Source organism: Nocardia sp. NPDC057227, assembly GCF_042669725.1.
Taxonomy (GTDB): domain Bacteria; phylum Actinomycetota; class Actinomycetes; order Mycobacteriales; family Mycobacteriaceae; genus Nocardia; species Nocardia asteroides_A.
Map to the genome: position 1 here is coordinate 36,639 of NZ_JBHUXA010000021.1, position 23,796 is coordinate 60,434.

Consider the following 23,796-nt stretch of genomic DNA (forward strand, 5'->3'; position numbering starts at 1 on the left):
GTGATCCGCTATCTGGGCATGCGGCTGCTGCAGGCGGTGTGGGTGCTGTGGGCGACGTTCACGGTCTCCTTCGTCGTGCTCTACCTGCTGCCCGCCGACCCGGTGGCGATCGCGGCCGACGGCGGCGCGGCCAACACCCCGGTCGACGCCGCCGCCATCGCGGAGCTGCGCGCCCGCTACGGCCTGGACAAGCCGCTCTGGCAGCAGTACCTGGACGCGCTCTGGAACGCGCTGCACGGCGACTTCGGCCGCTCGGTGGCGACCGGCCAGCCGGTCACGCGCGCCATCGTGGAGGTACTGCCATCCACGCTGGCGCTGGCCTCCTTCGCGCTGCTGCTCGCGCTGGCGGGCGGGATCGCCGTTGCGGTCGCGGCGAGCACGACCCGGCTGCCGCGGCTGCGCACCGCGCTGCTCGCGCTGCCGCCGATCGCGGTGGCGGTGCCGACCTTCTGGACCGGGCTGCTCCTGCTGCAGGTCTTCTCGTTCCGGCTGCACTTGGCACCCGCCTTCGGCGGCTCCGGGCTGCGCGGCACCATCCTGCCCGCGATCACCCTGGCGCTGCCGATCGGCGCGGTGATCGCGCAGGTGCTCGCGGCCGGGTTCGCCACCACGTGGCGGCAACCGTTCACCGCGGTCGCGCTGGCCAAGGGCGCCTCCAGGAGCCGGGTGCAGTGGCGGCACGTCACCCGGCCCGCCGCGGTGCCCGCGCTCACCATCGCCGGGGTGCTGGTCGGCACCATGCTGGCCGGCTCGGTGGTGGTGGAGACGGTCTTCGCCCGGCCGGGGCTCGGCCGGCTCACCCAGACCTCGGTGCTGGCCCAGGACATCCCGGTGGTGCAGGGGATCGTGCTGGTCACCGCGCTGGTCTTCGTCGTCGTGAACCTGGCCGTCGACCTGCTCTACCCGCTGCTCGACCCGCGGATCGCGACGGTCGGCGAGCGGGAGCGGGCGGGCGACGCGCTCGAGGAGGTGGCTGCCCGTGGTTGAGCTGCTCAAGCAGGGCGGGGGCGGGGGTACCGGCCCGGCGGCAGGGGCAAGCGGTGCGGGGCCCGGCCGGGCGGGGGGCTCGGCAGCCGCCGGAGCGGATGGTTCGGCCGCAGGGGCGGATGGTTCGACCGCCGCCGGAGCGGGCGATTCGGCCGCGGAGCGCGCCGACGGCGCAGCGGCGAGGCTGCCCGGCGCCGGTCGGCGCGGCGACGCCTCGACCCCCGCACGCGGACACCTGGCGCGGCGGGCCGCTCGCGCGCTGCGCGGGCGGATTCCGCTGGTGCTCTCGGTGCTGGTACTGCTGATCGTCGTCGGCTGGGCGGTCGTCCCCTCGTTCTTCGCGAGCGGCGACCCGCTGACCGGCGTCCCGAGGGAGAAGTTCAGCGCGCCGAGCGCGGCACACTGGTTCGGCACCGACAACCTGGGCCGCGACCTCTACACCCGGATGGTGCACGGCGCCGCCGCCTCGCTCTCCGCGACGCTGCTCGCGGTGGGGATCGCGCTGGTCGCGGGCACCCTGCTCGGGCTGATCGCGGGCGCGGCGGGCGGCATCGTGGACGCAGCCGTCATGCGGGTGGTCGACGTGCTGCTCTCCATCCCGCAGCTACTGCTGGCGCTGGCCCTGGTCACCGCGCTCGGCTTCGGGACGCGGAACGTGGCGATCGCCGTCGGCATCTCGCTGGTCGCCAACTTCGCCAGGGTGATGCGCTCGGAGGTGCTGCGGGTGCGGCACGCCGACTACGTGGAGGCGGCGCACGCCTCCGGGGTGCGCTGGTACACCAACCTGGCCAGGCACGTGCTGCCGAACTCCTACCAGCCGGTGCTCGCGCTGGCCACGGTGGAGTTCGGGATGGCGGTGCTCGCCGTCTCGGCGCTGAGCTTCCTCGGGTACGGCGCCGAGCCGCCGGACCCGGAGTGGGGCTCGCTCATCTCCGAGGGCCGCAACTTCCTCGCCACCGCCTGGTGGATGACCACCATCCCCGGGCTGGTGATCGTGGCGGTCGTGCTCGCCGCGCAGCAGGCCGGGCGCGCCCTGAGCAGGCAGGACACCCCATGACCGCCGTCGCCGAACCCGTCCGCACCGCGCTGCTGCGCGTCACCGACCTCCGCGTCCGCTACCGCACCGGCGACGGGCCGGTGACCGCGCTGGACGGCATCTCGCTGGAGATCAACCCCGGCGAGGTGGTCGCGCTGGTCGGCGAGTCCGGCTCGGGCAAGTCGACGCTGGCGCAGGCGGTGATCGGGCTGCTCCCGGAGAGCGCCGAGATCGACGGCGGCGCCGTCGAGTTCGACGGCGAGCCGGTCGACCACACCTCCGAACGGGCCCTGAACGAACTGCGCGGCGCGCGCATCGGTTTCGTGCCGCAGGATCCAGGGCTCTCGCTGAACCCGGTGCAGCGCATCGGCGTCCAGGTGGCCGAGGCGCTGCTGGTGCACGGCAGGGCGACCCGCCGCGACGCCCCCGCGCGCGCGGTCGAGCTGCTCGGCGAGGCCGGGCTGGACCGCCCGGCGGACCGGGCGAAGCAGTACCCGCACCAGCTCTCCGGCGGCCAGCGGCAGCGAGTGCTGATCGCGACCGCGCTGGCCTGCTCCCCCGACCTGGTGATCGCCGACGAGCCGACCAGCGCGCTGGACGCCACCGTCGCACGCCGGGTGCTGGACCGGCTCACCGAGCGCACCGCGGCCCGCGGCGCGGCCGTGCTGCTCATCACCCACGACCTGGCCACGGCCGCCGAGCGCGCGGACCGCCTGGTCGTGCTGCGGAACGGCGCCGTGGTCGAGGAGGGGCCGACCGCGCGGCTGCTCACCGCGCCGGAGCACCCGTACACCCGGGAGCTGCTCGACTCCTCCCCCGGGCTGGCCGCGGCGGGTCCCGGCCGCGCGGAGCGGGCGCGCGCGGAGCTCCCGCTGCTGCGGATCACCGAGCTGCGCAAGCGATTCCGGCTCGGCGGCGCCGCACTGACCGCGGTGGACGGGGTCTCGCTGGAGCTGGACCGCGGCGAGACGCTGGCGCTGGTCGGCGAGTCCGGCTCGGGCAAGTCGACCACCGCGCGGCTGGCGCTGCGGCTCACCGACCCGGACGCGGGCAGCGTCGAATTCGACGGGCAGCCGCTCACCGCGCTGCGCGGCCGGAAATTACGCGAGCTGCGCAGGCGTTTCCAGATCGTGTACCAAAATCCGTACGGCTCGCTCGACCCGAGGCAGCGGGTGGCCGACATCGTGGCCGAGCCGCTGCGCGCGTACCGCACCGGCGATCGGGCGGCGCGCACCGCGCGGGTCGGTGAGCTGCTGGAGCAGGTCGGGCTGGGCTCCGGCTTCGCCCGCCGGCGCCCGGCCGAGCTCTCCGGCGGGCAGCGGCAGCGGGTCGCCATCGCGCGCGCCCTCGCGCTGCACCCGGAGCTGCTCGTGCTCGACGAGCCGGTCTCCGCGCTGGACGCCTCGGTGCAGGCGCAGATCCTGGCGCTGCTGGACGAGCTGCAGCAGCGGCTCGGCCTCGCCTACCTCTTCATCTCGCACGACCTCGCGGTGGTGCGCCGGATCAGCGACCGGGTGGCGGTGCTGCGGAACGGCCGGATCGTCGAGACCGGCCGCACCGCGGACATCTTCGCCGCCCCGGAGCACGAGTACACCCGCGAGCTGCTGGCCGCGGTGCCGCGGCCGCGACAGGGGCTGTCCGCCGGGCCCGGATCGAACCGGGGGACGGCAGGTCACGCAGGGCTCCCGAGCCCGGAAAAGGAGACACTGTGAGCATTCCCTTCCTGCTGGGAGTGGAGGCCTCCGGTACCGGTATCCACCCGGCGTCCTGGCGCCGCCCCGACTCGCGCGCCGAGGAGCTCTTCACCGGCGGCTACTGGGCCGACGCGGTGGCCGCGCTGGAGGGGGCAGGCGTCGACCTGCTCTTCCTTCCCGACTCCTTCGCCCTGCAGCAGGGCGGCCCCGGCGTCACCCGCGGCAGGCTGGACGCGGTCGCCATCGCCGCGCGGGTCGCCGCCCGCACGGCCCGGATCGGGCTGCTCCCGCAGGCCGCGGTGACGCACACCGAGCCGTTCCACGTGTCCAAGTCCATCCAGGCGCTCGACTACGCGAGCCTCGGCCGGGCCGGCTGGGAGGTCGCCGTCTCGCCCGGCGCCGAGCAGGCCGCCGCCTTCGGCCGCAAACCGGAGCAGGACGACCCCGCGCTCTGGCACGAGGCGGACGAGGCGATCGAGGTCACGGTCCGGCTCTGGGACAGCTGGGAGGACGACGCGGAGATCCGCGATATCCCCACCGGCCGCTTCATCGACCGGGAGAAGCTGCACTACATCGACTTCGCCGGTGACAACTTCTCCGTCAAGGGGCCTTCCATCACCCCGCGCTCGCCGCAGGGTCAGCCCGTCGTCGCGGTCAGGGCGGGCACCGCGGGCGACCCGGCCACCGCGGTCGCGGTACGCCGCGCCGACCTGATCCGGGTGGCCGCCGCCGAGCCGGGGGCGCTGGCGGCGCGGCGGGATCAGCTGCGGGCCGCCGTCGCCGCCGCGGGCCGCGACCCCGAGCAGGTGTTCGTCCTCGCCGACCTCGACATCCACCTGGGCGCGACCGTCGAGGCGGCCGAGGCCGAGGTGGCCGAGCTGAACGGCTGGTTCCCCGCCGAGACCGGCACCGCCCACATCGGCACCACCGACACCCTGCGCGCCACCCTGGTCGCGCTCGCGGGCGCGGTCGACGGCATCGTGCTGCGCCCGCTCGCCCTCCCCGCCGCGCTGCCCGCGCTCGGCAGGCTCGGCCACACCCCACCGGATTCCGGCAGCACCCTGCGCGACCGCCTCGGACTGGAACGCCCGGCGAGCCGCTACGCACTCGGAGGAGCACCCCTATGACCAGCAGGAAGAAGCAGGTGCACCTGGCGGCGCACTTCCCCGGCGTCAACAACACCACGGTCTGGAGCGACCCGGAGTCCGGCAGCCAGGTCGACTTCGCCTCCTTCCGGCACCTGGCGGAGACCGCCGAGCGCGGCCTCTTCGACTTCTTCTTCCTCGCCGAGGGGCTGCGGCTGCGCGAGCACCTCGGCAAGATCCACGACCTGGACGTGGTCGGCCGCCCGGACACCTTCACCGTGCTGGACGCGCTGGCGGGCGTCACCGAGAAGCTCGGGCTGGCAGGCACCATCAACAGCACCTTCAACGAGCCGTTCGAGCTGGCCAAGCAGTTCGCCTCGCTGGACCACCTCTCCGGCGGCCGGGCCGCCTGGAACATCGTGACCTCGTCGGACGCCTTCACCGGAGAGAACTTCCGGCGCGGCGGCTACCTGGACTACGAGCAGCGCTACGAGCGCGCCGCCGAGGTGATCGACGCCGCCCGCGCGCTCTGGGACGCCTGGCCCGCGGACGCGCTGGTGGTCGACCGGGAAGCGGGCGTCTTCGCCCGCGACGTGCCGGAGACCGCGTTCCACGGCGAGCACGTCGACTTCACCGGCCGGTTCGTGCTCCCGCCGAGCCCGCAGGGGCACCCGGTGCTGCTGCAGGCGGGCGACTCGGACGGCGGCCGCGAGTTCGGCGCCCGCTCGGCGGATGCCATCTTCACCGGGCACGGCACGCTGGAGGCGGGCCGGGCTTTCTACGCGAACGTCAAGGACCGGCTCGCCAAGTACGGCCGCGACCGCGACGAACTCAAGATCCTGCCCGCCGCCACCTTCGTGCTCGGCGACACCGAGGCCGAGGCGCACGAGCGCGCGGCGCAGATCCGGTTGCAGCAGGTGAGCCCGCAGACCGCGATCTCCTTCCTGGAGCAGATCTGGGGCCGCGACCTCTCCGGCTACGACCCGGAGGGGCCGCTGCCCGAGCTCGAGCCCTCCGGCGACGTCACCATCACCCGCGGCAGGGTGCGGCACCGCAAGGACCCGCTCGCCGTCGCCGCCGAGTGGCGGGCCAAGGCCGAGGCGGAGAAGCTCAGCATCCGGCAGCTGGTCATCGAGGTCACCTCGCGGCAGCAGTTCGTCGGCACCCCGGCGGGCGTCGCCGAGCAGATCGACACCTACGTGCAGACCGACGCCTCGGACGGCTTCATCCTCGTCCCGCACCTGACCCCGCACGGCCTCGACGAATTCGTCGACCGGGTGGTGCCCGAGCTGCAGGAGCGCGGCAGCTTCCGCACCGAGTACACCGGCAGCACCCTGCGCGAGCACCTCGGGCTCGCCCATCCGGCCGAGCGATCTTCTGTTTCCGAACACCGCAGCGAAGGAGTCCGCGCGTCATGACCGCCGTCACCACCGATTCGGCCACCCACTTCGCCCGCGAGTGGGAGCGCTGGCACCACGCGCGCGTCGACCGCCTGCGCGATCCGCTCGGCTTTCTGAGCCTGACCGCGCTGCACTGGCTCACCGACGCCCCCGAACGCATCGACGGCATCCCCGGCACCTGGTGGGTGACCGACGACAAGGTCTTCATCACCGCCCGCCCCGGCGACCGGCTGGATCACGAGGGCACCCGGGTCGCGGGCGTGCACATCGTGCGCCCGGCCGAGGGCGCGCCAGGGATCACCGTTCGCCACGACGACCGGGTGCTGGAGGTCATCCGGCGCACCGGGCAGTACGCGGTCCGGGTGCACGACCCGGCCTCGCCCGCGCTGGTCACCTTCCGTGACATCCCGTCCTACCCGCCCGCCGCCGAGTGGGTGCTGGCGGGCCGGTTCACCCGGTTCGCCGAGCCGGAGACGGTCACCACCGGCGCGGTGGTCGCCGGGCTGGAGCACAGGCACAGCGCCGTCGGCACCGTCGAGTTCGAGCTGAACGGGGTCACCGAGCAGCTGGTCGCCTTCGGCGCCGGTGACGACCTGCGGGTGCTCTTCACCGACGCCACCAGCGGCATCACCAGCTACCCCGGCGCGCGGGCGTTGAGCATCGCGGCCCCGGCGGCGGACGGCTCGGTGGTGCTCGACTTCAACCGGGCCACCAACCTGCCCTGCGCGTTCACCGCCTACGCGACCTGCCCGGTCGCCCCGGAGCGGAACCGGCTGCGGGTGGCGATCGAAGCGGGCGAGCAGGATCCGCGGACGGAGCAGAACTCATGAGTGTCCCGCTTTCCATCCTGGATCTCGCGCCGATCAGCGCGGGGAGCAGCGCGGCGCAGGCGCTGCGCGACACCGTCGACCTCGCGCGACAGGCCGAGCAGTGGGGGTACCACCGGTACTGGCTGGCCGAGCACCACTTCGTGCGGGTGGCGAGCTCGTCGTCGGTGACGCTGCTCGGGCTGGTCGCCGCTGCCACCGAGCGGATCCGGGTCGGCACCGCCGCGGTGCAGGTCGGGCACCACACCTCGGCCTCGGTGGTGGAGGCGTTCGGCACCATCGACGCGCTGTACCCGGACCGGCTCGATCTCGGCATCGGGCGCTCCGGGCACCGGAAGGCGCAGTTCGGCTCGGAGGCGGGCAAGCCGTCCAAGCCGCCGGTGCCGCGCGGCACCGAGGTGCGCGACGGCATCGTGGTGCCGCCGCCGTTCGACCCGGGGCGGATCACCGACCGCTCGCGCTTCGTCGCCGCGCTGCAGGCGCTGCAGCTGCCCGGCGCGCAGCCGCTGGACTTCCCGGAGCAGGTCGAGCAGATCCGCGGGCTGCTGGACGGTAGCTTCGTCACCGGCGACGGGGTCGAGTTGCACGCCGTGCCCGGCGAGGGTGCGCAGGTGAAGCTGTGGATCTTCGGCAGCTCGGCCGGGGAGAGCGCGGAGCTGGCCGGGCGGCTCGGACTGCCCTTCGCGGCGGCCTACCACGTCGCGCCGGGCACCGCGCTGGACGCCATCGCCGCCTACCGGGCCGCCTTCCGGCCGTCGGCGGTGCTGGCCGAGCCGTACGCGGTGATCTCCGCCGACGTGCTGGTCGGGCCGGACGCGGAGACGGCGGAGTACCGGGCCCGCGGGTACGGGCACTGGGTGCACAGCATCCGGACCGGCGCGGGCGCCGCCGACTACCTCGCCCCGGATTCGGTGCCCGAGCTCACCGAGGAGCAGGAGCGGCTGGTCGAGGACCGGCTCGCCACCCGCTTCGTCGGCACCCCCGACGACGTCGCCGCCCGCCTCGCCGCCCTGCGCCGCGTCAGCAACGCCAACGAGGTCCTCGCCACCACGATCGCCTTCGACCACCGGCACCGCCTGGAGTCGCACCGCCTGCTCGCCGAGGCATGGGCCGCCCGCGACGAACAACTCGACACCGCGCACTCCGGCGCGGCCTGACCAGCGCCGCCGCTCGCCACCATCCGGCTCGCGGCGGCACGGGGCACCCGTTCGGCGCCGCCGGGCCACTACGTCCGCCGGCCTGGAACGGGCCAACCCGCGACGACCTCGTGCGCGCGCCCCTGTCGGCCCGACCCGGCTCCCTCGGCGGGAGCCGGACATCCCTACGCCGGGACCGGCGCGGCCGTCACGCCGTACCCGAGGTTCGTCAGCACCTCGGTCGTCGCCTTGGCGAAGTTCAGCGTGATGAAGTGCAGGCAGGGCGCACCCTCGTCGATCAACCGCTGCGCCATCTCGGTGGCGATCTCGATCCCGGCGGCCCGGACGGCGGCCCGATCCTCCTCCGGGCCGTCCCCGGCCGCGGCGGTCAGCCGGTCGACGACGGCAGCGGGCAGCGGCCGCCCGCACAGCTCCTCGGCCCGGCGCACGGTGCGCAGCGAGGTGATCGGCATGAGCTCAGGGATGATCGGCTTCGCACCCTGCTCGGGGTCGAGCGCCACCAGCCGGTCGCGCAGCCGCAGGTAGTGCTCGACGTCGAAGAACATCTGCGTGATCGAGTACTCGGCCCCGGCCCGCAGCTTGGCGGCCAGGTGCCTGGTGTCGTGGTCCAGATCCGGCGACCGGTGGTGCCCCTCCGGGAACGACGCCACCCCGACGTGGAAATCGCCGAGGTCGCGCACGATCCGGACCAGCTCCTCGGCGTACTCGACGCCGTCCGGGTGCCGCACCCAGTCGCCGAGCGGGTCACCGGGCGGATCGCCGCGCAGCACGAGCACATTGCAGATTCCGGCGTCAGCGTACGAGCCGACCAGCGCGCGCAGCTCGGCGACGCTGTGCGAGACCGCGGTCAGGTGTGCCACCGGGAGCAACGTGGTCTCCCCCGCCAGCTGCCCGGTGACCCGGACCGTGCGATCCCGCGTGGTACCGCCCGCCCCGTAGGTCATGGAGACGAAGGCCGGGTGCATCCGCTCGAACTCGCGCACCGTGCGCCACAGCCGCGCCTCCGCCGCCGCGTCCCGCGGCGGGTTGAACTCCACCGAGAACGGGACGAGCCGCTGCCCGTGCGTCCGCAGGCTCCGCACCACCGACGGCGTGCCCGAAGCGCGCCGTCCCCCCAGATCGTCCACAGTCACCGGCCCAGTGTAGAGGCCGCGCCGCGCCCGCCGGGGCGCCCGGCCACCGCGGTGTGCGGCGCGCGAACGGGAGCGCGTATCCTACGGCAGACGGCTGTGCATCGATTGAGCCGTGCTGTCATGCCCCGAGCATCTCCTGTGCGGGCACGTCGTCGTGCCCGCACGGGCCCCGAGAACCGATCCCGGGAGGTTCCCCTGTCCGCCGGACCAGGCACCCCGTCGCCCGCCGCCACCGGGCGCACCGCCGCGGCGACGGCCACCCTCGCGCCCGATCCGCGGCGGGCACTTCGCGCCTTCGTCACCGCCGTCGAGGGCGCGCTGGTCGAGTTCTTCGAGACCAGGAAGGCACTGGTCGAGCCGCTCGGCCCGCCCTTCGTGGAATCCGCCGACGTGCTGCGCGAGTTCGTGCTGCGCGGCGGCAAGCGGACGCGGCCCTCGTTCGCCTGGACCGGCTGGCTCGGGGCAGGCGGCGACCCGGACGGCCCCGACGCCGCCCGGGTGCTTCGTGCCTGCGCGGCGCTGGAGCTGGTGCAGGCCTGCGCGCTGATCCACGACGACATCATCGATTCGTCGCGGACCAGGCGCCGGTTCCCCACCGTGCACGTCGATTTCGAACAGCGGCACCGGGAGCGCGCGCTCACCGGCGACGCGGCGCACTTCGGCGTCTCGGTGGCGATCCTGGTCGGCGATCTCGCGCTGGCCTGGGCCGACGACATGGTGAACGGGGCCGGGCTCGACCCGGCCGCGCTGGCCAGGTTCGCCACGGTGTGGGCGCGCATGCGCACCGAGGTGCTCGGCGGGCAGCTGCTCGACATCCAGGGCGAGGCGGGCGGCGACGAATCGGTCGCGGCGGCGCTGCGCATCTGCGAGTTCAAGACCGCGGCCTACACCATCGAACGTCCGCTGCACCTCGGTGCGGCGCTGGCCGACGCCGACCCCGAGCTGGTCGCGGCGTACCGGACGTTCGGCAAGGACGTCGGCGTCGCCTTCCAGCTGCGCGACGACCTGCTCGGGGTGTTCGGCGACCCCGAGGTCACCGGCAAGCCGTCCGGTGACGATCTGCGCGAGGGCAAGCGCACCGTGTTGCTGGCCGAGGCGCTGCGCCGCGCCGACGCCACCGACCCGGCCGCCGCCCGACTGCTGCGCTCCCGGATCGGCACCGACCTCGGTGCCGGCGAGGTGGCGCAACTGCGGGAGCTGCTCGTCGACCTGGGTGCGGTCGACGACGTGGAGACCCGCATCACCGACCTCACCGAGCGCGGCCTCGCCGCGCTCGAATCCAGCTCGGCCGAGCCCGTCGCGAAAGCGCAGTTGCGCGCGATGGCGCTGGCCGCCACCAGGAGAGCCCTATGAGAGCCTTCGTCGCCCCGCAGGACCGAGTGATCGTCGTCGGCAGCTGCCCGCCCGCACCGCGGGGCAGCCGCAGGCCCGGCCCGACGCCGGGCGAGCGCCGGGTCGTGCTCGGCGCCGGGTTGCCCGCGCCGCGCACCATCCCGACCGGCCGCCGCAGGCGCACCGTGATCGTCCCCGCCGGCTTCCCCGCCGCGGAGTTCGAGCCGGAGGCCGGGTTCGAGCCCGGCCCGGACCGGGACCGCACGGACGACACCGGCCGTGAGCCGGCCGCCGGCCGCGAGACCGCCACGCAGGGCGAGGCCGACGACACGCGCGAGCGCGGCACCGCGCTCGAGCCGGACGCCGCGGCCGTACCCGGCACCGAGCACACCGCCGGGGCGGAGGCCGAACTCGAGACCGGCGCGGAGTACGACGCCGCCGACCTCGTCCGGGAGGACGACGAGCCGCGCCCGCTGATCGCCCGGCAGCGGCGCGTCACCCAGCGCCGCCCCGAGCCGGAGCCCGACGAGTTCGAGATCGAGTACCGCGCCCTGCAGATCGCCCGCGACCGCGAGGCCGAGGACCGCACCCTGGCGGGAATCGCCGAACTGCTCGACGCATGAGCCGCGGGCCGGCGCCCGCCACCGTCCCCGGTCACCCCGAACGGGTGGTCGTGGTCGGCGCGGGCCTGGCCGGTCTCGCCGCCGCGCTGTACCTGACCGGCGCCGGCCACCGGGTCACCGTGCTGGAGCGCGCCGACCATCCCGGCGGCCGGGTCGGCCGCTACCGGGGCCCGGACTACGAGATCGACTCGGGCGCCACCGTGCTCACCCTCCCCGAGCTGGTCACCGAGGCACTCGCCGCGGTCGGCGCCACCCCGGAGCACACCGACCCCCCGCTCCTGCTGCGCCCGCTCACCCCCAGCTACCACGCCCGCTTCGCCGACGGCGCCGACCTGCGCGTCTTCGCCGACCCCGACGCCATGGCCGCGGAGGTCGACCGCTTCGCCGGCCCGGAGGCGGCGCGCGGCTACCGCGCCCTGCGCGCCTGGCTGGCCCGGATCTACCGGGCCGAGTACGGCGAGTTCATGGACACCAACTTCGACTCCGCGCTGGACATGGTCCGCTACCCGGCCAAGCGCGCCGCGCTGCTGCGGCTGCTCCGGCTCGGCGGCTTCGGCAGGCTCGGCCCCGCGGTGGCCGGGTTCGTCCGCGACCCGCGGATCGCCAGGGTCTTCACCTTCCAGGCGCTGTACGCGGGCACCGCGCCCGCGCAGGCGCTCGCCGTCTACGGCGCCATCCCGCACATGGACACCTCGCTCGGCGTCTTCTACCCCGAGGGCGGCATGCGCGCCATCGCCGCCTCGATGGCGGGTGCCTTCACCGCGGCGGGCGGTGCCATGCGGCTCGGCGCCGAGGCGGCGGGCGTCACGTACCGCGGCCGCCGCGCCACCGCGGTCCGGCTGGCCGACGGCAGCGCGGTGGAGTGCGACGCCGTCGTGCTCACCGCCGACCTCGGCGAGCTCGGCCGCTTCGGGCTGCGCCGCAGGCCGGGGCTGCGCGCCTCGCCGTCGGCGGTGGTCGCGCACGGCACCGTGCCCGCCGCGGTCGCCGCGCGCTGGCCGATCCAGGCGCACCACACCATCGACTTCGGCGACGCCTGGGAGCGCACCTTCGCCGAGATCACCGCGGGCCGCGGCCGGGGCAGGCTGATGAGCGACCCCTCGCTGCTGCTCACCCGCCCCGCGCTCACCGACCCCGCGCTGCTGATCCAGCGCCCGGACGGCCCCGCCGAGCCCTTCTCGCTGCTCGCCCCGTGCCCGAATCTCACCGCGGCCCCGCTGGATTGGGACCGGCTCGGCCCGGCGTACCTGCGCGAGCTGCTCGCGCTGCTGGAGACCCGCGGCTACACCGGCATCTCCCGCCACTTCGCCGTCGACCACCTCGACACCCCGGCGACCTGGCTGGCCCGCGGCATGCTGGCCGGGAGCCCGTTCTCCGCGGCGCACCTCTTCCGGCAGACCGGGCCGTTCCGCCCGCGGAACCTGCCGCGCCGGTACGACAACGTCGTGCTGGCGGGCTGCGGCACCACGCCCGGCGTCGGGGTACCCACCGCGCTGCTCTCCGGAAAGCTCGCGGCGCAACGGATCACCGGGGCCGCGGCGCCCGCCCGGCTCGATCACCGCGCACCGGCGGGTTAGTGTTCTCCGGACGGCTCGTAGACTGGGCAGCCGTACCGGCCGGCCCACCGGTGAAGCCGGCGCAGACCTATTCGCTCCGCGGTTGCGACCGCCGACCACGACGGGGGGATCCGCTCCGGATGGCTTCCCCCGACACGTCCCGAGACCGATGACCGAAACGCTTTCCACCGTGACCACCGCCGCAGACGCCGCGCAGCAGCGCGGGCGGGTGCGGGTGGCCGCCGACTTCCTGCGCAGCCCCGAGGGGCACGCCGCGCTGCTCGGGCTGGCAGGCGCGGTCCTGATCACCTTCGGCGGGTTCGGCGCCGGGAGCGTGCGCAAGCGGGATCCGCTGCTGGAGGCCGCGCACCTCTCCTGGCTGCGCTTCGGCCACGGCTACGCGCTGTCGACCATCCTGATCTGGATCGGCGTGCTGCTCATGATCACCGGCTGGGTGCGGCTGGGCCGGGCCACGCTCGGCACCGGCGGCGTCCGCTCCACGGTGACGCTGAACGAGCTGCGCGCGATCGTCGGGATCTGGATCTTCCCGCTGCTCTTCGCGGTGCCCATGTTCAGCCGGGACGCCTACTCGTACCTGGCGCAGGGCGCGCTGCTGCGCGACGGCTTCGACCCGTACCAGGTCGGCCCGGTCGCCAACCCCGGCGTGCTGCTGGACAACGTGAGCCCGGTCTGGACGACGACCACCGCCCCGTACGGCCCGATCTTCCTGCTCCTCGGCCGCGCGATCACCATGCTGACCGGGGAGAACGTGGTCGCGGGCACCATCGCGCTCCGGCTGGTGATGCTGCCCGGCCTCGCGTTGATGATGTGGGCGGTGCCCTACCTGACCAAGCACCTCGGCGGCAAGCCGACCGTCGCGCTCTGGCTGGCGGTGCTGAACCCGCTGGTGCTGATCCACCTGATCGGCGGCGTGCACAACGAGATGCTCATGGTCGGGCTGCTCTGCGCCGCCATCGCGCTGGTCCTGGAGCGGCACCACGTCGCCGGGATCGTGGTGGTGGCGATCGGCGTCGCCATCAAGGCCACCGCAGGCGTCGCGCTGCCCTTCCTGGTCTGGATCTGGATGATCCACGAACGCGAGCGGCGCGCAGCGCAGCGGGCCGCTGGTGACGACTCCGAGAGCGCCGAGCTGCCGCACCCCACGCTCATGTTCGCCAAGATCGCCGGGCTCGGGCTCGGCGTCTTCGCCGTCGTCTTCGTCGCCGCCTCCGCGCTGGCCGGGGTCGGCATCGGCTGGCTCACCGCGCTCTCCGGGTCGAAGAAGATCATCAACTGGCTCTCGCTGCCGACCGTCATGGCGCACGCGCTCACCTGGGTCTCCCCGCTGCGGATCGGCCAGGTGCTCGACATCACCCGGCTGCTCTGCATGCTGGCGCTGCTCGCGGTGCTGGTCTGGACCTGGTGGCGGTTCAAGGACAGCGAGCGCGAGGCGGTCGCCGGGATCATGATCGCCTTCGTCGCGATCGTCATCCTCTCCCCCGCCGCGCTCCCCTGGTACTACTCCTGGCCCCTGGCGCTCGCGGCGGGCTTCGCACTCTCACTCGGCACCCTCCAGGTGCTGGTCGGACTCTGCACCTGGCTCATGCTGGTCTTCCAACCGGACGGCTCAATCGGGCTCTACAACTTCTGGCACGTCGCGCTCGCCATCTTCGCCGCCGTCGTCGCCGCGCTCTCCCTGAGCACCGTCGACCCGCTCCGCCTGCGTTCCACCCGCTCCCCCGTCACCACCCCCACCGTCGTCCCGGCCCGCACCTGAGTGGGTCTTTGCTCGAACGGCAAAGCTCTTCTACAGTGGTGCTACAGCCTCCCCCCGCGGGGTGCGAGGAAGTGAGGCCGGGACCCCCGCCGGACGACGGGACCCGGCCTTCGCGCTGTCCGGACCCGCTTACCGGACGACGATGGTGATCTCCTCGACCACGGCGGCCATCCGGTCGCGGGCCGTGCCGTCCCGGCCGGACCGCGCCGCCCCGACCGCGCCCGCCACGGCATCCGGAATCCACAGCATCGGCTCCACCGATGGCAGCCCGAACTCCACCCGGACCCCCTTCAGGCTTCCCCGGCCGCGCAACCCGGCCACCATCGCCAGATCTTTCGCGTTCAGCGACGGCGTCCTGGACTCCAGCGTGATGGACGACGTCCCCATGTTCTCCAATTCGAAGAACAGCCGCTCCATGCACACGCGACGCGCCCGCTCCTGCCTGCGCGCGACATAGCCCTGCCCGACTACCACAAGCGCGGTCAGGTCGAGGCCCGCCACCGCATCGGCGATCCGCCTCCGCAGGCCGTCGTCCTCGTCCCGCCAGTGCAGGCGCGATTTTCCCTTCGGCACCAGGGCGCGCAGCCGATCGCGCATCGGTTCACAACTCGCCGGGTCGGTGACCGCCGCGGCCAGCAGATAGAGGCCGACACCCGTGGCACCGGCCTGCATCGATTCGTCGACCCAGGCCCGGAGCGTGAAGCCGCTCGCTCCGAGCCGGGCATCGGATTCCCCCACCTTCGTCCCTCCCCCGGGAACCTATCCGCTCAGAAAGGGTCCGCGGCGGCCCGGCGGACGACCTCACGCGCCAGATCCCCGTGCAGGGCATCGACCGGCTTCCCGGGCAGCGTCGGATCGTCGGTGAAGACCCACTCCAGGATCTCCTCATCGGTGTACTTGCTGTCCCGCATGACGGTGATCACCCCGGGAAGCATCTTGACGACGGCGCCGTCCGCGTCGAGAAACCGCGCGGGCACTCCGGCGATGCCGTCCCGGCGGACGGCGAGCAACTGGTGGTCGCGCAGCATCTGGTGCACCCGGGTGACCAGGATGCCGAGCTGTTCGGCGACATCGGGCAGGTTCAGCAGCTCGACGTCGGCCGGAAGCACATCCGGACTGCAGGGAAAGGAACTCACGGGCAACTACGGTAGACGGTCGGTTCCCGCACGTCGTGATCCACCCGGCGCGGTCGCGCCGATACCATCGACAGCGGCCGCACCGGGCGGCCGCATCGCCCGCCGCGCGGCACGCGAGGGGTGGACGTTCGGAATCCGGAGGAACACGTGATCGGCCAGATGCTCGAAGGGCGTTATCGCATCGATGCGCCGATCGCCCGGGGCGGGATGTCGACGGTCTTCCGCGGCGTCGACACCCGGCTGGACCGCCCGGTCGCGATCAAGGTGATGGATCCGCGCTTCGCCTCCGATCCGCAGTTCCTCGCCCGCTTCGAGTTCGAGGCGCGCTCGGTGGCCAAGCTCAAGCACCCCTCGCTGGTCGCGGTGTACGACCAGGGCGTCGACGGCGAGCACCCGTTCCTGATCATGGAGCTGGTCGAGGGCGGCACGCTGCGCGAGCTGCTCCGCGAGCGCGGCCCGATGCCGCCGCACGCGGTGCGCGCGGTGGCCGAGCCCGCGCTGGGCGCGGTCGGCGTCGCGCACCGGGCCGGGCTGGTGCACCGCGACATCAAGCCGGAGAACGTGCTCATCTCGGACGCGGGCGAGGTGAAGATCGCCGACTTCGGCCTGGTCCGCGCGGTCGCCGCGGCGACGACCACCTCGGCGAGCGTCATCCTCGGCACCGCCGCCTACCTCTCCCCCGAGCAGGTCACCAGCGGCACCGCGGACGCCCGCTCGGATGTCTACGCCTTCGGCATCCTGATCTTCGAGCTGCTCACCGGCCGGGTGCCGTTCACCGGCGACACCTCGCTGTCGATCGCCTACCAGCGGATCGAGAACGACGTGCCGCCGCCCAGCGCCTTCATCGAGGGCGTCCCCCGCGAGTTCGACACGCTGGTCGCCCGCGCCACCGCCCGCGAGCCGAGCCACCGCTTCACCGACGCCGCCGAGATGGCCGCCGAGCTGCGCGGGATCGCGGCGTCGCTGGCGCTGCCCGCCTACCGGGTGCCTGCCCCGCGGGAATCCGCCGAGCACACCAGCTCCAGCAGGCGCGTGGCCGAGACGCCCCCGCCACCGCCGCCCCGGCAGCCGCAGCACACCAGGGTGCAGACCGCGGCGCGGCCGGTCGACCACGGCACCGCCGTGCATTACGAGCCGGGTTTGCCGCAGCCGCAGCGCTACGACCCCTATGAGCAGCAGCACCCCTACGCGGCCGATCCGCACCGCCGGAAGCACACGGTGTGGCTGTGGGTCGCGCTGGTCGCGGTGCTGACCCTGCTGGTCGGCGTCGGCGGCTGGTGGTTCGGCGCAGGCCGCTACGAGTCGGTGCCCGCCATTGCCGGGATGCCGACCGAGCGCGCGGTGGCCGCGCTCACCGAGGCCGGGTTCGAGACCGAGATCAGGCAGAAGGCGTCGGATACCGTCCCGGTGGGCGGGGTGGTCGGCAGCGACCCGTCGGCGGGCGCGAAGGTGACCAAGGGCTCGACCATCGGCGTGCTGGTCTCCAGCGGCAGGCCGCGGGTGCCGGAGGCGAGCGCGGGGGCCGACATCGCCGCGGTCAACCGCGCCATCCGCGATGCCGGGCTCACCCCGGTGGACGCGGGCGAGGCCGGGAGCAGCGCGCCGAAGGGCACGCTGGCCAGGGTGGAGCCCGCGCCCGGCACCGTGCTGCCGACCGGCGGGCAGGTCAAAGTCTTCAAGAGCCGCGGCTCGACGCCGGTCAAGGTGCCGGACGTGAGCGGCCGCGGCACCGAGGAGGCGGCGAGCATCCTGCAGGCGGCCGGGCTGGAGATCGCGGAGACCAGGGAGCAGTACGACCGCGGCACCGAGGGCGGCAAGGCCATCGGCACCGACCCGCAGCCGGGCACCCAGCTGCAGTCCGGCGACACGGTGGTGCTGCTGGTCTCCAACGCGGTGCGGATTCCGCTGGTGGTCGGTCAGAGCGTCGGCAACGCCCGCGCCGAGCTGCAGCAGCTCGGGCTGCAGGTGCAGGTGCGGCAGCTGACCCCGTCGGACGGGTCGGTGGTGATCGGGCAGACGCCGGGAGTCGGCGCGAACGTGGAGGCGGGCTCTGTGATCGCGCTCACGGCGCTGCCGTAGCTACCGCAGCATCTCGGCGACCAGGAAGGCCAGCTCCAGCGACTGCTGGGTGTTGAGCCGCGGGTCGCAGGCGGTCTCGTAGCGCCCGGAGAGATCCAGGTCGGAGATCTCCTGGGCGCCGCCGAGGCACTCGGTGACGTCCTCGCCGGTGAGTTCGATGTGCAGCCCGCCGGGGTGCGTGCCGAGCCCGCGGTGCACCTCGAAGAAGCCCTGCACCTCGTCGACGATCCGGTCGAAGTGCCTGGTCTTGAAGCCGGTGGAGGCCTCGTGGGTGTTGCCGTGCATGGGGTCGCACTGCCAGATCACCTGGTGTCCGGTGGCCTGCACCTTCTCCACGATGGGCGGCAGGATGTCGCGCACCCGGTTGTTGCCCATGCGGGAGACGATGGTGAGCCTGCCGGGCTCGTTGTTCGGGTCCAGCCGCTCGACGTACTCGATCGCCAGCTCCGGCGTCGTGCTCGGGCCGATCTTGATGCCGATCGGGTTCGCCAGCAGCTCGGCGAGCGCGATGTGCGCGCCGTCCAGCTGCCTGGTGCGCTCGCCGATCCACAGGAAGTGCGCGGAGAGGTCGTAGAGCACCGGCTCGCCCGCCGCGTTCTCCGCCAGCCGCAGCAGCGCGCGCTCGTAGTCGAGGACCAGCGCCTCGTGGCTGGCGTAGATCCTGGCCTGCTGCAGGCTCGGGTCGTTCACCCGGCAGGCGGTCATGAAGCGCAGCCCGCGGTCGATCTCCTCGGCCAGCGCCTCGTACCTGGCGCCCGCGGGCGACTGCGCGACGAAGTCGCGGTTCCAGTCGTGCACCCGGTGCAGGTCGGCCATGCCCGCGCCGGTGAGCGCGCGCACCAGGTTCATCGCGGCGCTGGCGTTGGCGTAGGCGCGGACCAGCCGGGAGGGGTCGTGCACGCGCAGCGCCGGATCGGCGACCAGCGAGTTCACCATGTCGCCGCGGTACGACGTCAGGCCGAGCGCGTCGGTGTCCGACGAGCGCGGCTTGGCGTACTGCCCGGCGATCCTGGCCACCTTCACCACCGGCAGGCTGGCGCCGTAGGTGAGCACGACGGCCATCTGCAGCAGGGTGCGGATATTGCCGCGGATGTGCGGCTCGGTGTTGTCGGCGAAGGTCTCCGCGCAGTCGCCGCCCTGCATCAGGAAGGCCTCGCCGCGGGCCACCTCGGCGAGCCGCTCGCGCAGCTCGTCCACCTCGGCGGGCAGGCAGATGGGCGGCACGCTCTCCAGCACGGTGCGCATGGTGGCGGCCTGCTCCGGATCCCAGGACGGCTGCTGCAGCGCGGGTCGCGCGAGCGCCGCGTCCAGGCGGCTGCGCAGCTCGGTGGGGAGCGGCGGCAGTTCCGGCAAGCGGTCGATCGGTACGTCGACGGTCCAATTCACCAGTTCAGAATACGTACCGCGGCACCGCATAGGGTGAACGGGCGGTGCCGATCCCCGGCGCCCACCGAGCCGAGGAGCCACGCTGCGCTACTTCTACGACTGCGAGTTCATCGAGGACGGCGTCACCATCGACCTGGTCTCGATCGGCGTCGTGTGCGAGGACGGCCGCGAATACTACGCCGTCTCCACCGAATTCGACGAGAGCAGGGCCGGGCCGTGGGTGCGCAAGCACGTGCTGCCGCAGCTGCCGCCGCCGCACTCGCCGCTGCGCCGCTCCCGCGAGCGCATCCGGAACGACCTGGAGGCGTTCTTCCTGCCCCGCCCGACCGTGCAGCCGGAGCTCTGGGCCTGGGTCGCCGCCTACGACCACGTGGCGCTCTGCCAGCTGTGGGGCTCGATGGTCGAGCTGCCGACCGCGCTCCCGCGCTACACCAACGAGCTGCGCCAGCACTGGGACGCGCACGGCCACCCCGAGCTGCCCCCGGTCCCGGCCGACGCGCACGACGCGCTCGCCGACGCCAGGCACAACCTGGCCAAGTTCGACGCCATCGAGGCCTTCCGGCGGCGCAGCCGCTGAACCTGGCGCCGTCGCGCGGCCCGCCGGCCGGGCACTGCTGCGCGGCCGCCGGCTGAGCACCTGCTGCGCGGGCCGCCGATCGGAGCCCGGTCGCGCAGCCGCCGGTCAGGCACGGCAGCAGGCCCCCACACACGGAACGGGCCCCGGATCCGCAAGGATCCGGGGCCCGTTCCGATCGGGAAGACTTGGGCTCAGTGGTGCCCGTTGCTTCCGTTGTGGCCGTTGCTTCCGTTGCGCTCGGCCTCCTCCTGCACCCGCTGCAGCACGGCGAGCTGCTTGCGCTCCTCCGTGTGCTCGTGCTGGAAGTTCTCGAGGCTCTCCTGCGCCGGGTCGGCCCGGAAGAAGGAGCCGGTGCCGGGCTGGCCTGCCGAGCCGAGCTGGTTCATCCGCTTGGGCACCACGGCGCCCTGGTACTCCAGCGGAAGCGGGTGGCCGTGCGAGTCCACCGGGCCGAGCGGCTGGTGCACCTCGATGTACTCGCCGTGCGGCAGCCGCTTGATCACGCCGGTCTCGATGCCGTGCTCCAGCACCGCCCGGTCGCTGCGCTGCAGGCCGATGCAGAACCGGTACGCCAGGAAGTAGGCGATCGGCGGGGCGACCAGCAGGCCGATCCGGCCGATCCAGGTGGTCGCGTTGAGCGAGATGTCGAACTTCAGCGCGATGATGTCGTTGACGCAGGAGAGCGTCAGCACCACGTAGAAGGTGATCGCCATCGCGCCGATCGCGGTCCGGACCGGGACGTCGCGCGGCCGCTGCAGCAGGTTGTGGTGCGCCTGGGTGTCGCCGGTGAGCTTGCGCTCGATCCACGGGTAGGCGACGAGCAGGGTGAAGACCAGCCCCATGATGATCGCGACCCAGAAGGCGGCCGGGATCGTGTAGCGGCCCAGGTAGAGCTCCCAGGCAGGCATCAGCCTGGCCATGCCGTCGGTCCACATCATGTAGAAGTCGGGCTGCGAACCCGCCGAGACCTGCGACGGGTTGTACGGGCCGAGGTTCCAGATCGGGTTGATCTGCAGCACGCCGCCCATGATCGCCACGATGCCGAGGGTGAAGGCGAAGAAGGCGCCCTGGTCGGCGGCGAAGACCGGCACGATGCGGGCGCCGACCACGTTGTTCTCGGTGCGGCCGGGGCCGGGGAACTGGGTGTGCTTCTGGTACCAGACCAGCGCGACGTGCGCGGCGATCAGGGCCAGGATGATGCCGGGCAGCAGCAGCACGTGCGCGATGTAGAGCCGCGGGATGATGATGTCGCCGGGGAAGTCACCGCTGAAGATCAGCCAGTGCATCCAGGTGCCGATCACCGGGATCGAGATGGTGATGCCGGAGAACGCGGCGCGCAGGCCGGTGCCGGAGAGCAGGTCGTCCGGGAGCGAGTAGCCGAAGAAGCCCTCGAACATCGCCAGGATCAGCAGCAGCGAGCCGATCACCCAGTTCGCCTCGCGCGGCTTGCGGAACGCGCCGGTGAAGAAGATGCGGAACAGGTGGATGATGATCGAGGCCGCGAAGAGCAGCGCCGCCCAGTGGTGCACCTGGCGCACGAACAGGCCGCCGCGCACCTCGAACGAGATGTTCAGCGCGGTTTCGTAGGCCCGCGACATCCCGACGCCGCGCAGCGGCTGGTACGAGCCGTCGTAGACGACGTGCGTCATCGACGGGTCGAAGAACAGCGTGAGGTAGATGCCGGACAGCAGCAGGATGATGAAGGCGTACAGCGCGATCTCACCCAGCAGGAACGACCAGTGGGTCGGGAAGACCTTGTTCACCGACCGCTTCACGAAGGCGGCGGCGCGGTACCGCTCGTCCAATTCGTTCATCTGGGCGGCCGCGCGGCCGCCCGATGCTTCAGCACTCATGATCGACGCTCCCAATAGGCGGGCCCGAGCGGCTCGATGAAGTCGCGGGCGGCGACGAGGTACCCCTCGGAATTGACGGTGATCGGCAGCTGCGGCAGGGCGCGGGCGGCCGGACCGAAAATCGGTTTGCCCCATTCGGTCGCGGAGAACTGCGACTGGTGGCAGGGGCACAGGATCCGGTTGGTCTGCTGCTCGAACAGCGAGGTCGGGCAGCCGAGGTGGGTGCAGATCTTCGAGTAGGCGAAGTAGTCGCCGTAGTTGAAGCTCTCCTGGCCCTTGCGCTTGATGGCGCTCTCCGCGTCCTCGGTGCGGAGCCGGATCAGCATCACGGCGTTGCGGATGCCGCGCAGCGACTGCAGCGTCTCGTGCGAGTCACCGCGCCACTTCTCCTTCCACGGGAACACCGTCTCCATGGCGCCCGCGTCCAGGTCTTCGGGCCGCACCAGCACGACGTCCTCGGGACGACCGGTGTCGCGGCGCAGGTAGATGGTCTCGCCGGTGTAGTCCGGGGTCCAGCCGGAGACCCAGAGCGGCGACTTGTCGCGCTTGGCCCACGGGTTCTTGATCAGGCCGCCGACGAAGACCAGCAGCGCGCCGACGCCGAGCACGCCGACCCCGGCGCCCGCGGTGCGGGTGATCATCTTGCGGCGGCCGAGCGTCGTTGTCTCCAGCGCGTCCGACATCTGCGCGGCCAGGGTGCGCCGCTCGACCTCGTCGGACGGCCCGTCGTGGCGGGTCTGGATGGAGAGCTCGTGCGGGATGAACCGCTTCCTGATCAGCACCACGGCGATGCCGATGACCAGCACCGAGATGCCGAAGGTGAGCCCGACCAGCGGGGTGAAGAGCGCGTACTCGGCGTGCCCCGCCTCGTTCGCGCCCTTGAACTCCCACGGCCAGAAGAGGAAGACCCCGACCAGCGCGGCCGCGGCGATGCCGGAGACGGCGAACCAGAAGCTGACCGCCCGCTCCGCGCGCTTCTCGGCCCTGGTGCCCGGCTCCGGGAACCGCTCGGCCCGGTAGGCGACATCGACGTCGTCGCGCGCGGTGCCGATGGCGACCAGTTCGTCCCGGGAGAGCCCGTCGAGCTGCTCGGAGGTGAAGGTGCCCTTGGGGTCGAGCTTCCGCTCGGCAGTGTCGTGCCGCTCGGCAGTGTCGTGCCGCTCGGCAGTGTCGTGCCGCTCGGCAGTGTCGTGCCGCTCGGCGGCGGACTGCCGCTCGGCGCTCTCGGACCCCTCGTCCGGCCGGACCATGTCGTTGCGCTCCTCTGCACTCATACCCGGGTTCCGATCCACATCGCCGCGCCGACGACCGCCGTGACGCCGATCACCCAGAGGGCGAGCGCCTCGGTCGCGGGGCCGAAGCCGCCGAGGTCCCAGCCGCCGGGCGCCTTTTCTTCCCTGACGTTCAGCACGTACGCCACGATGTCGCGCTTCTCCTCGTCGCTCAGCTGGCGATCGGAGAACTTCGGCATGTTCTGCGGGCCGGTGAGCATGGCGGCGTAGATCTGCTGCTCGCTGGCGGGCGCCAGCGGCGGGGCGTACTTGCCCGAGGAGAGCGCGCCGCCGCGGCCGGTGAAGTTGTGGCAGGAGGCGCAGTTCATCCGGAACAGCTCGGAGCCGCGGCCGATGTCGGTACCGCGCAGCGACTCCTGGGCGATCTCGCCGTTCGCGTCGCGGATCACGGTCGGGCCGCCGCCGTTGGCCGCCACGAAGGCGCCGAGCGCGTCGGTCTGCTGCGGGTCGAACTTCGGGGGCTTCCGCTCGGCCTGGGCCTCGTTGCGGGTCATCGGCATGCGGCCGGAGGACACCTGGAAGTACACGGCGGCCTCGCCGACGCCGATCAGGCTGGGGCCGCGGTCCTCGACGCCCTGCAGGTTGGCGCCGTGGCAGGTGATGCAGGAGGTGTCGTACAGCTGATTGCCCTCGCGGATGAGCGCGGAGGTGTCCTCGTTCGCCGTCGCCACCTGGGGCTCCGGGGTGAGGGCGGTCGCGAGGAACCCGGCTCCGACCAGTCCAACCAGGAGCGCGAGGCCGCCCGCGATCCGCCTGCGCAGCCTGCGCTGCCTGCGGGTCGTGCCGGCCTCGCCCTTTCCGGGGCCGGCGGGCTTCGGCGCTGACGGGGGAGATGAACTCATCTGTGTCCCTTTGGAGTAGACGGA

The 23,796-nt window shown here is 73.1% G+C and carries 20 protein-coding genes; 13 read left to right on the top strand and 7 right to left on the bottom strand.

The annotated features are described in order from the left end of the window. The 7 genes from ACFUJ1_RS25340 to ACFUJ1_RS25370 all read left to right on the top strand — a co-directional run bounded on the left by ACFUJ1_RS25340 (position 1) and on the right by ACFUJ1_RS25370 (position 8,186). Positions 1-987, top strand: coding sequence for an ABC transporter permease (locus ACFUJ1_RS25340; protein WP_378649443.1), 987 nt, complete (start codon positions 1-3; stop codon positions 985-987). 235 nt (positions 988-1,222) lie between these two features. Next, the gene (locus ACFUJ1_RS25345; RefSeq protein ID WP_378649584.1) at positions 1,223-2,044 is read left to right on the top strand and encodes an ABC transporter permease; all 822 of its coding nucleotides are present in this window, start codon (positions 1,223-1,225) and stop codon (positions 2,042-2,044) included. Beyond that, positions 2,041-3,735 (top strand): dipeptide ABC transporter ATP-binding protein, encoded by a 1,695-nt coding sequence (locus ACFUJ1_RS25350; RefSeq protein ID WP_378649445.1) that lies wholly within the window; start codon positions 2,041-2,043, stop codon positions 3,733-3,735. Before ACFUJ1_RS25345 ends, ACFUJ1_RS25350 begins: the two co-directional genes overlap by 4 nt. Next, on the top strand, positions 3,732-4,844 hold the full coding sequence (locus tag ACFUJ1_RS25355) for an LLM class flavin-dependent oxidoreductase (RefSeq protein ID WP_378649447.1): 1,113 nt from the start codon (positions 3,732-3,734) through the stop codon (positions 4,842-4,844). Before ACFUJ1_RS25350 ends, ACFUJ1_RS25355 begins: the two co-directional genes overlap by 4 nt. Beyond that, positions 4,841-6,220: an NtaA/DmoA family FMN-dependent monooxygenase gene (locus tag ACFUJ1_RS25360; RefSeq protein WP_378649449.1), complete on the top strand. Its 1,380-nt coding sequence runs from the start codon at positions 4,841-4,843 to the stop codon at positions 6,218-6,220. The genes ACFUJ1_RS25355 and ACFUJ1_RS25360 overlap by 4 nt, the downstream gene beginning before the upstream one ends. Further along, the gene (locus ACFUJ1_RS25365) at positions 6,217-7,032 is read left to right on the top strand and encodes a DUF1684 domain-containing protein (RefSeq protein ID WP_378649451.1); all 816 of its coding nucleotides are present in this window, start codon (positions 6,217-6,219) and stop codon (positions 7,030-7,032) included. Before ACFUJ1_RS25360 ends, ACFUJ1_RS25365 begins: the two co-directional genes overlap by 4 nt. Further along, positions 7,029-8,186, top strand: a complete 1,158-nt coding sequence (locus ACFUJ1_RS25370; RefSeq protein ID WP_378649453.1) for an LLM class flavin-dependent oxidoreductase — start codon at positions 7,029-7,031, stop codon at positions 8,184-8,186. The genes ACFUJ1_RS25365 and ACFUJ1_RS25370 overlap by 4 nt, the downstream gene beginning before the upstream one ends. A 164-nt stretch (positions 8,187-8,350) precedes the next feature. Here the strand turns inward: ACFUJ1_RS25370 and ACFUJ1_RS25375 are convergent, their stop codons facing one another. Next, positions 8,351-9,319 (bottom strand): methylenetetrahydrofolate reductase, encoded by a 969-nt coding sequence (locus ACFUJ1_RS25375; protein ID WP_378649455.1) that lies wholly within the window; start codon positions 9,317-9,319, stop codon positions 8,351-8,353. A 195-nt stretch (positions 9,320-9,514) separates the two neighbouring features. Between ACFUJ1_RS25375 and ACFUJ1_RS25380 the strand changes: the two genes are divergently transcribed. The 4 genes from ACFUJ1_RS25380 (at position 9,515) to ACFUJ1_RS25395 (ending at position 14,607) form a co-directional block, all read left to right on the top strand. Further along, positions 9,515-10,672 carry a polyprenyl synthetase family protein gene (locus ACFUJ1_RS25380; RefSeq protein ID WP_378649586.1) on the top strand — a complete coding sequence of 386 codons (1,158 nt, stop codon included), beginning with the start codon at positions 9,515-9,517 and terminating at the stop codon, positions 10,670-10,672. Further along, positions 10,669-11,274 carry a hypothetical protein gene (locus tag ACFUJ1_RS25385; protein WP_378649457.1) on the top strand — a complete coding sequence of 202 codons (606 nt, stop codon included), beginning with the start codon at positions 10,669-10,671 and terminating at the stop codon, positions 11,272-11,274. The genes ACFUJ1_RS25380 and ACFUJ1_RS25385 overlap by 4 nt, the downstream gene beginning before the upstream one ends. Beyond that, entirely contained in the window at positions 11,271-12,851 is a 1,581-nt protein-coding gene (gene crtI, locus ACFUJ1_RS25390) for a phytoene desaturase family protein (RefSeq protein WP_378649459.1), read from the top strand. The genes ACFUJ1_RS25385 and crtI overlap by 4 nt, the downstream gene beginning before the upstream one ends. A 148-nt stretch (positions 12,852-12,999) precedes the next feature. Beyond that, positions 13,000-14,607: an alpha-(1->6)-mannopyranosyltransferase A gene (locus ACFUJ1_RS25395; protein ID WP_378649461.1), complete on the top strand. Its 1,608-nt coding sequence runs from the start codon at positions 13,000-13,002 to the stop codon at positions 14,605-14,607. Positions 14,608-14,736: 129 nt separating this feature from the next. On the opposite strand, the gene ACFUJ1_RS25400 is transcribed toward ACFUJ1_RS25395, so the two are convergent. Both ACFUJ1_RS25400 and ACFUJ1_RS25405 read right to left on the bottom strand, forming a co-directional pair. After that, the gene (locus tag ACFUJ1_RS25400; RefSeq protein ID WP_378649463.1) at positions 14,737-15,345 is read right to left on the bottom strand and encodes a hypothetical protein; all 609 of its coding nucleotides are present in this window, start codon (positions 15,343-15,345) and stop codon (positions 14,737-14,739) included. 29 nt (positions 15,346-15,374) lie between these two features. Then, positions 15,375-15,743, bottom strand: coding sequence for an Rv2175c family DNA-binding protein (locus tag ACFUJ1_RS25405; RefSeq protein ID WP_378649465.1), 369 nt, complete (start codon positions 15,741-15,743; stop codon positions 15,375-15,377). A gap of 159 nt (positions 15,744-15,902) precedes the next feature. Between ACFUJ1_RS25405 and pknB the strand changes: the two genes are divergently transcribed. Beyond that, positions 15,903-17,822, top strand: a complete 1,920-nt coding sequence (pknB, locus tag ACFUJ1_RS25410; protein WP_378649467.1) for a Stk1 family PASTA domain-containing Ser/Thr kinase — start codon at positions 15,903-15,905, stop codon at positions 17,820-17,822. Here pknB and ACFUJ1_RS25415 read toward each other — a convergent pair whose 3' ends face one another. After that, a complete protein-coding gene (locus tag ACFUJ1_RS25415; RefSeq protein ID WP_378649469.1) occupies positions 17,823-19,208 on the bottom strand; it encodes a class II 3-deoxy-7-phosphoheptulonate synthase in 1,386 nt (461 codons plus the stop codon). An 82-nt stretch (positions 19,209-19,290) separates the two neighbouring features. Between ACFUJ1_RS25415 and ACFUJ1_RS25420 the strand changes: the two genes are divergently transcribed. Continuing rightward, the gene (locus ACFUJ1_RS25420; protein WP_378649589.1) at positions 19,291-19,785 is read left to right on the top strand and encodes a polyadenylate-specific 3'-exoribonuclease AS; all 495 of its coding nucleotides are present in this window, start codon (positions 19,291-19,293) and stop codon (positions 19,783-19,785) included. A 191-nt stretch (positions 19,786-19,976) separates the two neighbouring features. Here ACFUJ1_RS25420 and ACFUJ1_RS25425 read toward each other — a convergent pair whose 3' ends face one another. The 3 genes from ACFUJ1_RS25425 to ACFUJ1_RS25435 are packed head-to-tail and all read right to left on the bottom strand — an operon-like array spanning position 19,977 to position 23,772. Continuing rightward, positions 19,977-21,638 carry a cytochrome bc complex cytochrome b subunit gene (locus tag ACFUJ1_RS25425; protein ID WP_378649471.1) on the bottom strand — a complete coding sequence of 554 codons (1,662 nt, stop codon included), beginning with the start codon at positions 21,636-21,638 and terminating at the stop codon, positions 19,977-19,979. Beyond that, positions 21,635-22,912 (bottom strand): ubiquinol-cytochrome c reductase iron-sulfur subunit, encoded by a 1,278-nt coding sequence (locus ACFUJ1_RS25430; RefSeq protein WP_378649473.1) that lies wholly within the window; start codon positions 22,910-22,912, stop codon positions 21,635-21,637. The genes ACFUJ1_RS25425 and ACFUJ1_RS25430 overlap by 4 nt, the downstream gene beginning before the upstream one ends. Then, entirely contained in the window at positions 22,909-23,772 is an 864-nt protein-coding gene (locus ACFUJ1_RS25435) for a c-type cytochrome (protein ID WP_378649475.1), read from the bottom strand. The genes ACFUJ1_RS25430 and ACFUJ1_RS25435 overlap by 4 nt, the downstream gene beginning before the upstream one ends. Between the last annotated feature and the right edge of the window lie 24 nt (positions 23,773-23,796).